Below are 11,770 nucleotides of genomic sequence, written 5' to 3' on the forward strand. Positions count from 1 at the left end.
TCCCGCCCGCCCGGCGCGGGAGGCCAGGCGAGTGGCTGCCACAGACGCGTGCCTGGGCGCCGGCGGCGCGGCCGACGCAGGAAAGGCCTGCTCACGGGTGCCGCTCCGGCCTGGTGGCCTGCGCCTTGTGCCGGGGTCGCAGGGCATGCGGCTCACGCGGCGCGCTGTCCTCGTCCGCGGCCCGCGGCCCGTGCGTTCAGCGGCAGGTCCGGGCAACGTCCGGATGCCCGTCCTTCGGCGCGGCCGAGAGGCGGGCTCGGCGGCGGACCCCTGCCCCGGCGCGGTGACGGCCTCGGGCACGCGTGGGCAGGTCCGGAGCGGCGGCCGATGGCCGCCGGGTGGGCGCGCACGCACGCGCGCGGCGAAGGGGCGGACGCTCGATGCGTCCGCCCCTTCGCCGATACGTACGTGCCGTCAGCGCCCCGCGCTCACTGGCCCTGCTCGTCGCGGCGCCGCTGCCAGCGCTCCTCGATCCTGTCCATCACCGAACGGTGCTGCCGCTGCCTGCGGCCGCCGCCCATGACGTGGCCGGGCGCCGCGACCTGCTGCTCGCCCCGCTTGGGCGCCTTGCGCCAGCCCGTGACGGCCAGTACGGCGCAGCCGAGCATGACCAGGAACCCGACCACGCTGATCCAGATCTGCTGTGCGACCATTCCTGACATCAGGAGCGCGATACCCACCAAGAAGCCAACGACCGCCTGGTAGACCCGTCGCCGGGTGTGTGTACGCAGCCCGCTTCCCTCGAGCGCTGTCGCGAACTTGGGATCTTCGGCGTACAGCGCTCGCTCCATCTGCTCGAGCATTCGCTGCTCGTGCTCCGAGAGCGGCACGGAGTCCTCCTAGTCGTCGGCCGCGGGGGCGGCCGGTATGCGGCTCCTCCAGGATAAGCGGCGAATCGCCCCCGAGAAACCCGCCCTCAACGCCATTTCGCCTGCCGGACCGCCATGCGGGCTCGGCTGCTGAGGCGTTGATTCCCCAACACGTGATCCCTCATGCCGAATCGTGTACCCCGATCATACGGTGCCAAGCCCGCCCGCGGGCGGGCTTGTGTCCTACTCCATGCGGTGTGCACGAGGGTGCGGCAGCGCCCATCAGGACTGATCAGCCGCGCTTGACCGCGAGCACGTGCAGCTGCGTGGCGACGGCCTTGAACGCCGGCAGGGAGGCCGCCGCCTCCTCCAGCGCGAGGAGCGCTTCGAGGGCGCCTGGCTCGTTGTCGACGAGGCCGCCGGGCACGAGGTCGGCGAAGACGCGCACGCCGTGCACCGACTCGACCGCGAGGCCCGCCTGTCCGGCGAGGCCGGTGAGCTGCTCCACGGTGAAGCGCCGCGGCACCGCGTCGCCGGCCCCCCAGCGTCCCTCCGGGTCGGTCAGCGCCTGCCGGGCCTCCTCGAAGTGCCCGGCGAGGGCGCGGGCCAGCACGGCGCCGCCGACCCCGGCGGTGAGCAGGCTCAGCGCGCCTCCGGGGCGCAGCGCCTCGACCGCCTTGCGCAGCCCGCCTGCCGGGTCGTCCACGTACTCCAGGACGCCGTGGCACAGGACGGCGTCGTAGCCGCCGCGCTCGGCGACGTCGAACAAGCCGTTGACATCGCCCTGGACGCCACGGACGCGATCCGCCACCCCCGCCTCCGCCGCCCTGCGCTCCAGCGCGAACAGCGCGTTCGGGCTCGGGTCGACGACGGTGACGCGGTGGCCGAGGCGCGCGACGGGGACCGCGAAGTTGCCCGTGCCGCCGCCGGTGTCCAGCACGTCGAGCGATGCCCTCCCCGCGGCCTGCGCCCTGCGGGCGAAGGCGCCGTCAAGGACCTCCCAGACCACACCGGTGCGCAGGGGGCCGCGGCGGGACGACGGCGACTCGGCGCCCACGGCAGGGGAAGGGTCCGACACGGCAGTTGACTCCTCGGCGCGGTGCCGCTTCCTGCGGCGTTGCATGGATGGTGCGTGCCGCCCACCCTATTGCCTCCCTGCCTCCTCCCCCGTCTCCCGTGCTCCGCCGCGACTCGGCCCGTCAGCCGGAGGCGGCCGAACCGTGGCGGCGCGGCAGCGGCAGCGTCGGCTCCCGTATGAGCAGCCGCTCGACCAGGCGCAGGAACCTCTCGACGTCCCGCAGCAGGTCGTCCGCGTCACGCGTGCCCGCAGCGCCCCGTATCCCGGCCTCCGCCCTGGCCCGGCGCTGCGCGCCGGCGGCGAACAGGGCGCTCCACTCCGCGAGCTCGGGGGCGATCTCCGGCAGTACCTCCCAGGCGCTGCGTATGCGGCGGCGGCGCTGCGGCGTGGATTCGGGCCGGCCGCGCGCGGCGAGCACGGCCGCCGCCGTACGCAGCGCGGCGAGGTGTGCGGTGGCGTAGCGCTCGTTGGGCGTTTCGAGCGTGCATGCCTCCTCGATCCCGGCCCGGGCCTGGGACAGGAGGTCCAGTGCAGCGGGCGGGGCCCCTGCCTGCCGCAGCACCGGGTGCACGTCGGTGGGCGGACCGCTCGGCGAGGGGGCCTGGCCGCGTGCCGGCCGCCGGCGCGCGGCGTCCGCGAAGGAGCCGGCCATGACGAACCTCCTGTCACGTGTGACGGCACGGTTGCCGTCTGTGTCCCATGGTGAGGGCCACCACTGACAATCGGCTCCGACCAGGCCTTTCGCGGACGCGGACGCACCCGCGGACGCCGACGCGCGTCGGGCGCCGGGCCGCGTGTCCGCGGTCCGGCGCCCGGCGCGCCTGTTCCCCCGTTCCCCACCCCGTCCCCCGGTCCGCGAGGCGGGAGGGCCGGGCCCGGCGGTTTGCGGACCGCCGTGCCCTGTGCCGTGCACCCCCGTGCCCCCGTACCGGTCCGGGTCACCGCACCGTTCCGCCGCCCCGTGCCGGCGGTGCCGGTGCGGCGCCCCTTCCGTGGTCTCCACTCTTCCGTGCCGCCGGAAGATCCCCATCCGCCGCTCTACTCATCTATCGGCCTGAGTACGGGTACTCAGGCGGCCGGACGGGCTGTCGGCGGGGACCGCCAAGGAGGCGGTTAGAGTCACCGGCATGGCACGGATTGCGGTGATCGGCGCCGGGATGGGCGCGATGGCGGCGGCCGCGAGGCTGGCCGTGGCGGGCCACCGGGTGGCGGTGTACGAGCGCGGGGCGACGTACGGCGGCGCGGTGGGCAGGTACGAGCGGGACGGCTTCGTCTTCGACACGGGCCCCGGCCTGCTGCACGTGCCGGCCGTCTACCGCGACCTGTTCGTCAAGACGGGCAAGGAGCCGCTGGAGAGCTGCGTCGACCTGCATCAGCCGCCGCACGACGCGCGCCACGTATTCGCCGGCGGCGCGGACGTCCTGCTGCCGAACGCGTCACGCGGCGGTGTGGTCGCCGCGCTCGACGCGGCGTTCGGCGACGGCGCGGGCGGGCGCTGGGCCGACTTCCTCGGCAGAGCGGGCGACGCCTGGGCGCGCGCCCGCCGCCCGCTGCTCGAGGAGCCGCTGATCGAGGACACGCGGCCGCTCGCCCGCGACCCGTACCCGGCGCTGCGGCGGCGGAGGCTGCTGGGGGGAACACGTCAGGCGTCGACGCTCGCGGAGATCGGCGCATGGGAGCTGCGCGTGCCGGGGCTCGCCGCGCTGCTCGACTCGTACGCGCAGGGCTACGGGCTCGATGCGCGCGTGGCGCCCGCGAGCGCGGCGGTACTGCCGTACCTGGAGCAGACGTTCGGCACCTGGTACGTGCGCGGCGGTGTGCGCGAGCTGGCGCGGGCGCTGTACGAGCGCTGCGTCGCGCGCAGGGTGGAGTTCGCCTTCGGCGCCGAGGTGGTGGCGGTCGCCGAGAAGGACGGCGCGGTGGCCGGGGTGGAGCTGGCCGACGGGTCGGCGGCCGCCGCGGACCATGTCGTCTCGGGCATCGGTCCAAGGCCACCGGCCGGCGTGGAGCCGGGGGGCGGGAAACGAGGTGCGCCGGGCCGGTTCACGGTGCTGCTGGCGTTGCGCGGTGCGCGGCCGGCGGGCACGGCGCACCGGACGATCGTGCACGCGCCCTCGTCGGCCGAGGAGGCGGCCGCGGTGTTCGACGCGGGCGCCGGGCCCGCGGAGCGGCCCACGGTGACGGTGCTGCGGCCCGACGACGCGTCGACGCGGCCTGACGGTGCCCACGAGGCGGTGACGCTCACCGCGACGGTCGCGCCGCACGGCCCCGTCGACTGGGCGGACGGTGCGCTGCGGGAGCGGTACGCGGACGTCCTGGTGCGCGCGGCGGGCGCCGCGATGCCCGGCCTCGCGGACCGGGTGATGTGGCGCGAGGTGCGCACGCCCGCGCACACCGAGGCCGAGACGGGGGCGCGGGGCGGCGGCGTTCCCGCGCCGTCCCTCGCGGGCGCGAGCGGCCGGCTGCTGCATCCGGCCAACTCCAGGCCCCTGCGCGGCCTGTACGCCGCCGGCGGCTGGTCGCACCCGGGGGGCGGGCTGCCGCACGCGGGCATGTCGGGGGCCCTGGTGGCGGGGCTGATCGTCGAGGGGCCCGCGTTCCGGGGCTCGCGGTGACCGCCTTGCCCGCCGCCGCCCGACGGCTCCTCCAGGCGGTTCAGTACGAGGGGTAGTTGCCGCCCGCGTCGGGTTCCGGCCGGTGGCCGAGGTCCGCTTGCTGCTGCCCGTAGCCGTGGTCCTGGCCGTAGCCGTGCTGCTCGGGCAGGCTGCCCTGGACGCCCTCCCGCTGCTGCGGGACCCAGACGCCGCCGGGTGGGGTGTCGGTGGCGTAGGGGTCCTGGTACTGCTGCTGCGGGTAACCGTAGCCGCCGTAGTTCCCGTACGCACCGTCGGAGCCGTAGGACCCGTACGAGCCGTACGAGCCGTACGACCCATCCGCCCCGTCGGCCCCGGACGACGAGCCGAGGGAGGCGCCGTAGGCCGCGTACGAAGCGTCGTAGCCGGCGTACTGGTCCTGCTGTTGCCCCATCGGCTGTTGCTGGTCCGTGCCGTAGCCGCCGTAACCGGCGTCGGCGTAATCGGCGTAGCCGTACTGCTGCCCCTGGGCCGCCGGCGTCTGCGCGTAGCCGTCGTAACCGGCGTACGTGCCGAACGCCTCCTGGCCCGCGGGCTGTTCGTACCCCCCGTACGGGTCGTAGCCCGCCGCCGCGCCGAGGCCGCCCGCCCCGGTCGCCGTCTCGTCGTAGACGCCGTACTGCTGGCCCGTGTCGTCCGGCAGCGGCTGCGGCGAGTAAACCGCTTCGTCCGCCGCGGCGGACGAAGCGGTGACCGCCGCGGCGTCCCCGGCCGGTGCCGGCTCCGGTCCCTGTCCCAATCCCACCGGCCCGGCCGCCACCATCGTCTGTTCCTGTGGCGTCTCCGGCGCGGCGCCGGCATCCTCGGCGGCCCGCCGGGGCGGCTCGCTGCTCGCCGCTGTTCTGCGGCGGCGGCTCGTGCTCGGCCGGCCGCCGATCGCCCAGCCCGTCGAGAAGCCCTTGCGGAAGGAGAGTGTCACGTACGACTGCCCCACGCCGAAGGCGATCGCGCCCACCACGATCACGGGGATGGACGGGAGCGCCACTCCTGCGACGACCGCCACGAACCCCACGAACGCCAGTACGCGCCACCGCAGCCGCGCCTTGTACTGGAGCAGGACCTCGCCGAGCAGCCACAGCGCGACAAAGCCGAACGCGATGTAGAGGACCGTCCAGCCCATGTACGCCCCTCTCGTACGGCAGCCGCTCCCGAGGGGTGGCGGCACCGGTCAGGAATGCCTGTGCAGTCCGAGATTCTCGTAGATCTCAAGTGTCGCAGTAGAGTTGTTGAGCGTGATGAAGTGCAGTCCTGGAACACCCTCGGCGAGGAGCCGTGCACAGAACTCCGTCGCGAACTCGATGCCAATGGAGCGTACAGCGACCGGGTCCTCCTTGGCGGCGAGGATCCGCTCTTTCAGCCCGTCGGGGACCGCGGCGGTGCTGAGCCTCGGCAGCCGTTCCAGTTGCCGCACGCTGGTGACGGGCATGATCTCCGGGATGATGGGCGTCTCGCAGCCCGCCGCGGCCACCCGGTCACGCAGTTCGAGGTAGCCCTCCGGCCTGAAGAACATCTGCGTGATCGCGTAGTCGGCGCCGGCACGGCACTTGTCGACGAAGTGCCGGATGTCGCTGTCCCGGTCGGGCGAGCGCGGGTGCATCTCGGGGAAGGCGGCCACGCCGACGCAGAAGTCGCCCGAGTCCTTGATCAGCCTGACCAGGTCCGCCGCGTACTCGACCCCCTCGGGGTGCCTGACCCACTCCCCCATGGGGTCGCCGGGCGGGTCGCCGCGTACGGCGAGGATGTTGCGGATGCCGACCGACGCGTACTGGCCGATCATGTTGCGCAGTTCGGCGAGCGACTGGTCCACCGCGGTCAGGTGGGCGACGGGGGTGAGTGTGGTGTCGGCGGCGATCTGCTCGGTGGCCCTGACGGTGCCCGCGCGGGTGGAGCCGCCGGCGCCGTACGTGACGGAGACGAAGCTCGGGGCGACCGCCTCCACCCGGCGCAGCGCGTTCCACAGGTTGCGCTCACCCTTCGCGGTCCTGGGCGCCCAGAACTCGAACGAATAGCTGGCCCCGCCGCCGGCGAGCACGTCGCGCACGGTGCGTGTCTGCGGGGTCCAGGTCGAGGAGGTACCGAGGGCCATAGAGGCAGGTTATCGATTGGCGGCGGGCGCCGTCACACCGTCCGTCATACGGTCGCGGCGCGGTCGCGGACGCGCGCGGCGAGCGCGGCGGTAGCGGCGGCCGGGTCGTCGGCCTCCGTGATGGCCCGTACGACGACGATCCGCCTGGCGCCCGCGTCGAGTACGAGGTCGAGGTTGCCGGCGTCGATGCCTCCGATGGCGAACCACGGGCGGTCGATGGAGCGCGCGGCGGTATGGGCGGCCGTGTGGCGCACGAGGCCGAGGCCCGGCGCGTGCCTGCCGGGCTTGGTCGGCGTGGGCCAGCAGGGTCCCGTGCAGAAGTAGTCGACGCCCGGCTGCACGGCGGCCGCCTCCGCCTCGGCCTCCGCGTGCGTGGAGCGGCCGATCAGCGGGGCGTCGCCGATCAGGGCGCGGGCTGCCGGCACCGGCAGGTCGCCCTGGCCGAGGTGGAGTACGTCCGCACCGGCCGCGTGTGCCACGTCGGCCCTGTCGTTGACCGCGAGCAGCTTGCCGTGCCTGCGGCAGGCGTCGGCGAAGACCTGGAGGTGGTCGAGTTCCTCGGCCGCCTCCAGGGACTTGTCGCGCAACTGCACGATGTCGACCCCCGACGCGAGTACCGCGTCGAGGAACGCGGGGAGGTCGCCCTGGCGCTTGCGTGCGTCCGTGCACAGGTAGATCCGGGCGTCGGCGAGCGCCGCGCGGGCCGTGGACATCGGGTGTTTCCCCCCACTCGTGCCGCCCGCGCTCCTGCGCGCGGGCGGTCGTACGTACGTCTTCGCGCCGCGGGCGCTCTCGCGCCGGCGGGCCGTGGTGTGTCCGTCCGCCGTCAGACGGCGAGCGCCTGGGCCCGGCGCTTCACCTCCGTGCCGCGGTTCTCGCTGAGCGCCTGGGCGGGGGTGCCCGGCAGGGTCGGGTCGGCCGTGAACAGCCACTCCAGCATCTCCTCGTCGGAGAAGCCGTCGTCCTTCAGGAGCGTCAGCGTGCCGGCGAGCCCCTTGACGACCCGGTCTCCGTCGATGAAGGCGGCGGGCACCTGGAGTGCGCGGTTCTCGCCGCGTCGCACGGCGATCAGCTGGCCCTCCTTGACCAGTTGCCGCACGCGCGTCACCTCGACGTCCAGCTTCTCCGCGATGTCCGGGAGGTACAGCCACTCGGGGACGAGAGCATCGATCTTCACGTCAATCTCGGTCACGAGGACAAGACTGCCATCCCGGACCGGCGTGCGGTAGCGGTGGCGGTCCGTGCGGGGCACGCGCGCCGCCCGGCGGACGCGCACGGAGCCCGGCCGGCGGGCGCTCACAGCACCGGCTTCACCACGGACTTCTTCAGGGAGACGGCCGGGTCCGCCGCCAGGTCCGCGTCGAGCCGCGCGCCCGATTCGATGAGCTTGCGGCCCTGGGCCAGGTCGCGCGGCCTGCCCACGGCCAGCAGCGCGACGAGCACGCCGTCGCGCAGCCACACCGCCGACCAGGCGGGCGCCGCCTTCTCGCCCCGCTCGATCAGCGTGTCGGCACCCGTGTGGTGGCCCGCGTACTGCACGAAGCGGCCGAACTGCTCGGACCAGAAGTACGGCACCGGGTCGTACGGGTCCATCGACGCGCCGGTGATGCGGGCGGCGACGGTCCTCGGGCCCTGGAGCGCGTTGTCCCAGTGGTGGACGAGCAGCCGCTCGCCGTAGCGCGCCGACGGGAAGGAGGCGCAGTCGCCGACCGCGTACACGCCGGGGACGGAGGTGCGCAGCCACGCGTCGGCCAGTACCGCGCCGTCCGGCCCGAGCTCCACGCCCGAGCCCGCGAGCCAGCCGGTCGCCGGGCGGGCGCCGATGCCGACGAGCACCGCGCCCGCGGCGAGCCGCCTGCCCCCTTCGAGGACGACCGCGCCCTCTTCGACGCGCTCCACGCGCGCGCCCGTCATGAGGGTGGCGCCGCTCTCCTCGTACCACCCGGCCATGGGGGCGGTGACCTCTGCGGGCAGCGCGCCCGCCAGCGGGCGGTCCGCGGCCTCCACGACGGTGACGGCGCAGCCCGCGGCGCGCGCGGCGGTCGCGAACTCGGCGCCGATCCAGCCGGCGCCGACCACGACGACCTCGTGCTGCCGCTCCAGCACCGGCCGCAGCCGCTCGACGTCGTCGAGCGTGCGCAGCACGTGGACGCCGGGCATGCCACGCGTGCCGGGCAGCGTCACGGGCTCGGCGCCGCTGGCGATGACAAGCGCGTCGTAGGCGACGGGCCCCTGGTCGCTGTCCACCTCGCGCGCGTCCGTGCGCAGGCCGGTCGCCTCGCGGCCGAGCAGGAGCTCCACGCCGAGGGCGGCGAAGTCGATGTCGAACGCGGAGCCCTCCGCCTGCCCGAGCAGCACCGCCTTGGACAGCGGCGGCCTGTCGTAGGGGGGATGCGGCTCGGCGCCGACGACGGTGACCGGACCCTCGTGCCCGCTCTCGCGCAGCGCCACGGCGCTCTGCACTCCCGCCATGCCCGCGCCGACGATGACGACTCTCCGGTCCTCGCTCACGCGATCACCTTAGATCCCTTTGGATCCCTCCGGATGCCCGCGTCTTAACGCGGGAGGAGGCAGGGGCTACGCTGGCGGTGGAACCTCGCGGGAGCCCGGGCGCACCGGACTGAGAGGGAGGCTGGGCGGCCTCCGACCGTACGAACCTGATCCGGGTCATGCCGGCGAAGGGAGGGGCTGACGATCGTGCAGCCTTCCGAAACATCCGTGTCCTGCGCACCCCCGACACCCACGACGCGCGCCTACGACGTGCTGGTGATCGGCGGCGGCATCATCGGCCTGGTCACGGCCTGGCGGGCGGCGCAGCGCGGGCTGCGCACCGCGGTCGTCGATCCCGAGCCGGGCGGCGGGGCCGCCCGGGTCGCCGCGGGCATGCTGGCCGCCGTCACCGAACTGCACTACGGCGAGGAGACGCTGCTGGGGCTGAACCTCGCTTCGGCGCGCCGCTACCCGCAGTTCGTCGCCGAGCTGGAGGCGGCGAGCGGCCTGGACACCGGGTACCGCGCGTGCGGCACGCTCGCCGTGGCGCTCGACAGCGACGACCGCGCGCACCTGCGGGAGCTGCACGCGTTCCAGGAGAAGTGCGGCCTGACGTCCGAGTGGCTCGGCGGCCGCGACTGCCGCCGCCTCGAACCGATGCTCGCGCCCGGTGTGCGTGGCGGGCTGCGGGTCGACGGCGACCACCAGATAGACCCGCGCCGCATGGCAGCCGCGCTGCTCGCCGCGTGCGAGCGTGCCGGTGTGGCCCTGCGCCGCACGTGGGCCGAGCGGCTCTCGGTGCGCGGCGGCCGTGCCGTGGGGGTGGTGACGGCGGACGGGACGGCGCTCGCCGCGGACCAGCTGGTGCTGGCGGGCGGCAGCATGAGCGGCCGGCTGGCGGGTGTGCCCGACGAGGTGCTGCCGCCGGTCAGGCCGGTGAAGGGCCAGGTGCTGCGGCTGACGGTGCCGCGCAGGTACGCGCCGTTCCTGTCCAGGACGGTGCGGGCCGTGGTGCGCGGCGGGCACGTCTACCTGGTGCCGCGCGAGAACGGCGAGCTGGTGGTGGGCGCGACGAGCGAGGAGCTCGGCTGGGACACCACGGTGACGGCGGGCGGCGTGTACGAACTGCTGCGCGACGCCCACGAGCTGGTGCCCGGCATCACGGAACTGCCGCTGACGGAGACGCGCGCCGGGCTGCGGCCAGGCTCGCCCGACAACGCGCCGCTGCTGGGCCCGACACCGCTGCCGGGGCTGCACCTGGCCACGGGCCACTTCCGCAACGGCGTGCTGCTGACGCCCGTCACGGGGGACGCCATGGCGGAACTGCTGACGACGGGTGAGCTCCCGGAGGTGGCACGGCCGTTCACACCCTCCCGCTTCGCGGCAGCAGGTGCGGGAGCCGCCGCCGCCAGGTCCGCCGATGCCTCACGAGAGGAGCAGCACGCATGACACGCGACGGCACGGACGGTACAGGGGGCGGCACGGTGCGGGTCTCGGTGAACGGCAGGCCGCGCGAGGTGGCCGCGGCGACGACGCTGGCCGCGCTGGTCGCGACGGTGACGACGGCGCCCTCCGGGGTGGCCGCGGCGCTCAACGAGACGGTGGTGCCGCGCGGCGGCTGGCCGGGCACGGCGCTCGAAGAGGGCGACCGCGTCGAGGTCCTCACCGCTGTACAGGGAGGCTGACGAGGATGGCGGACGACGCACTGACCATCGCCGGGACGGCCTTCGCCTCCCGGCTGATCATGGGCACGGGCGGCGCGCCCAGCCTGGACGTGCTGGAGCGTTCGCTCCTGGCGTCGGGCACGGAGCTGACGACCGTGGCGATGCGCCGCCTCGACCCGAGCGTGCAGGGCTCCGTGCTGTCGGTGCTCGACCGGCTCGGCGTCCGGCCGCTGCCGAACACGGCGGGCTGCTTCACCGCGGGCGAGGCCGTGCTGACGGCGCGGCTCGCGCGGGAGGCGCTGGGCACGGACTGGGTGAAGCTGGAGGTCGTGGCGGACGAGCGGACGCTGCTGCCCGACCCTGTCGAGCTGCTGGACGCGGCGGAGACGCTCGTCGACGACGGGTTCACGGTGCTGCCGTACACCAACGACGACCCCGTGCTGGCACGGAAGCTGGAGGACGTGGGCTGCGCGGCGGTCATGCCGCTCGGCTCGCCGATCGGCTCGGGCCTCGGCATCCGCAACCCGCACAACTTCAGCCTGATCGTCGAGCGCGCGGGCGTCCCCGTGATCCTGGACGCGGGCGCCGGCACGGCGTCGGACGCCGCGTTCGCGATGGAGCTGGGGTGCGCGGCGGTCATGCTGGCGTCGGCGGTGACGCGGGCGCAGGAGCCCGCCCTCATGGCGGAGGCGATGCGCCGCGCGGTGGAGGCCGGCAGGCTCGCCCGCCTCGCGGGCCGCATCCCGCGCCGCCACCACGCGCAGGCGTCGTCACCGGAGAGCGGCCTCGCGGCATTCGACCCGGAGCGCCCGGCGTTCTGAGCGCACCCGCCGGGGCACCGACCGGCGCCAGGGGTACGGAAAGGGCAGCGGCGCGGGTGGCCCCACGGCGCCGGTCGGCGGGCAACCCGCGCCCCTCCACCCTCCGCACGACCGGCAGTCCCCGGGGAGCGCCTGCCCGAGGGGCAACTGCCACGCCGGCATCCAGGCCTCGTCCCCCTGGTGGTGGCC

The 11,770-nt window shown here is 74.9% G+C and carries 12 protein-coding genes and 1 riboswitch; of the genes, 4 read left to right on the forward strand and 8 right to left on the reverse strand.

Annotation, left to right across the window (positions count from 1 at the left end):
* Nucleotides 1–428: 428 nt before the first annotated feature.
* From IH48_RS0125910 to IH48_RS0125920, 3 genes are all read right to left on the reverse strand, one after another.
* Entirely contained in the window at nt 429–830 is a 402-nt protein-coding gene (locus IH48_RS0125910; RefSeq protein WP_030909406.1) for a DUF3040 domain-containing protein, read from the reverse strand.
* A 271-nt stretch (nt 831–1,101) separates the two neighbouring features.
* A complete protein-coding gene (locus tag IH48_RS0125915) occupies nt 1,102–1,887 on the reverse strand; it encodes a methyltransferase (protein ID WP_234434387.1) in 786 nt (261 codons plus the stop codon).
* Between the two features lie 121 nt (nt 1,888–2,008).
* On the reverse strand, nt 2,009–2,539 hold the full coding sequence (locus tag IH48_RS0125920) for an SAV_6107 family HEPN domain-containing protein (protein WP_030909412.1): 531 nt from the start codon (nt 2,537–2,539) through the stop codon (nt 2,009–2,011).
* Between the two features lie 475 nt (nt 2,540–3,014).
* On the opposite strand from IH48_RS0125920, the gene IH48_RS0125925 reads away from it, so the two are divergent.
* A complete protein-coding gene (locus IH48_RS0125925; protein ID WP_030909415.1) occupies nt 3,015–4,502 on the forward strand; it encodes a phytoene desaturase family protein in 1,488 nt (495 codons plus the stop codon).
* Nucleotides 4,503–4,542: 40 nt separating this feature from the next.
* On the opposite strand, the gene IH48_RS0125930 is transcribed toward IH48_RS0125925, so the two are convergent.
* From IH48_RS0125930 to IH48_RS0125950, 5 genes are all read right to left on the reverse strand, one after another.
* Nucleotides 4,543–5,640, reverse strand: a complete 1,098-nt coding sequence (locus IH48_RS0125930) for a hypothetical protein (protein ID WP_051840580.1) — start codon at nt 5,638–5,640, stop codon at nt 4,543–4,545.
* 48 nt (nt 5,641–5,688) lie between these two features.
* Nucleotides 5,689–6,606 carry a methylenetetrahydrofolate reductase [NAD(P)H] gene (gene metF, locus IH48_RS0125935; protein WP_030909422.1) on the reverse strand — a complete coding sequence of 306 codons (918 nt, stop codon included), beginning with the start codon at nt 6,604–6,606 and terminating at the stop codon, nt 5,689–5,691.
* A 44-nt stretch (nt 6,607–6,650) separates the two neighbouring features.
* Nucleotides 6,651–7,319 carry a thiamine phosphate synthase gene (gene thiE, locus IH48_RS0125940; protein ID WP_030909425.1) on the reverse strand — a complete coding sequence of 223 codons (669 nt, stop codon included), beginning with the start codon at nt 7,317–7,319 and terminating at the stop codon, nt 6,651–6,653.
* 113 nt (nt 7,320–7,432) lie between these two features.
* Nucleotides 7,433–7,798 (reverse strand): Rv2175c family DNA-binding protein, encoded by a 366-nt coding sequence (locus tag IH48_RS0125945; RefSeq protein ID WP_030909427.1) that lies wholly within the window; start codon nt 7,796–7,798, stop codon nt 7,433–7,435.
* 104 nt (nt 7,799–7,902) lie between these two features.
* Nucleotides 7,903–9,078: an NAD(P)/FAD-dependent oxidoreductase gene (locus IH48_RS0125950; RefSeq protein WP_051840721.1), complete on the reverse strand. Its 1,176-nt coding sequence runs from the start codon at nt 9,076–9,078 to the stop codon at nt 7,903–7,905.
* Between the two features lie 116 nt (nt 9,079–9,194).
* Nucleotides 9,195–9,307, forward strand: a riboswitch (TPP riboswitch).
* On the opposite strand from IH48_RS0125950, the gene thiO reads away from it, so the two are divergent.
* The 3 genes from thiO to IH48_RS0125965 all read left to right on the forward strand — a co-directional run bounded on the left by thiO (nt 9,304) and on the right by IH48_RS0125965 (nt 11,581).
* On the forward strand, nt 9,304–10,545 hold the full coding sequence (gene thiO / locus IH48_RS0125955; protein ID WP_199810006.1) for a glycine oxidase ThiO: 1,242 nt from the start codon (nt 9,304–9,306) through the stop codon (nt 10,543–10,545). (Overlaps the previous riboswitch by 4 nt.)
* Nucleotides 10,542–10,781 (forward strand): sulfur carrier protein ThiS, encoded by a 240-nt coding sequence (thiS, locus tag IH48_RS0125960; RefSeq protein ID WP_030909436.1) that lies wholly within the window; start codon nt 10,542–10,544, stop codon nt 10,779–10,781. Before thiO ends, thiS begins: the two co-directional genes overlap by 4 nt.
* A 5-nt stretch (nt 10,782–10,786) precedes the next feature.
* Nucleotides 10,787–11,581, forward strand: coding sequence for a thiazole synthase (locus IH48_RS0125965; RefSeq protein WP_030909439.1), 795 nt, complete (start codon nt 10,787–10,789; stop codon nt 11,579–11,581).
* Nucleotides 11,582–11,770 lie beyond the last annotated feature (189 nt).

The sequence above is a fragment of the Streptomyces sp. NRRL F-5126 genome, assembly GCF_000721265.1.
Lineage (GTDB): Bacteria > Actinomycetota > Actinomycetes > Streptomycetales > Streptomycetaceae > Streptomyces.

Excerpts from the sequence above, each read along its gene's own strand:
- IH48_RS0125920 (WP_030909412.1), bottom strand. The coding sequence starts at position 2,539 with ATGGCCGGCTCCTTCGCGGACGCCGCGCGCCGGCGGCCGGCACGCGGC.
- IH48_RS0125925 (WP_030909415.1), top strand. The coding sequence starts at position 3,015 with ATGGCACGGATTGCGGTGATCGGCGCCGGGATGGGCGCGATGGCGGCG.
- IH48_RS0125930 (WP_051840580.1), bottom strand. The coding sequence starts at position 5,640 with ATGGGCTGGACGGTCCTCTACATCGCGTTCGGCTTTGTCGCGCTGTGG.
- metF (WP_030909422.1), bottom strand. The coding sequence starts at position 6,606 with ATGGCCCTCGGTACCTCCTCGACCTGGACCCCGCAGACACGCACCGTG.
- thiE (WP_030909425.1), bottom strand. The coding sequence starts at position 7,319 with ATGTCCACGGCCCGCGCGGCGCTCGCCGACGCCCGGATCTACCTGTGC.
- IH48_RS0125950 (WP_051840721.1), bottom strand. The coding sequence starts at position 9,078 with ATGGCGGGAGTGCAGAGCGCCGTGGCGCTGCGCGAGAGCGGGCACGAG.
- thiS (WP_030909436.1), top strand. The coding sequence starts at position 10,542 with ATGACACGCGACGGCACGGACGGTACAGGGGGCGGCACGGTGCGGGTC.
- IH48_RS0125965 (WP_030909439.1), top strand. The coding sequence starts at position 10,787 with ATGGCGGACGACGCACTGACCATCGCCGGGACGGCCTTCGCCTCCCGG.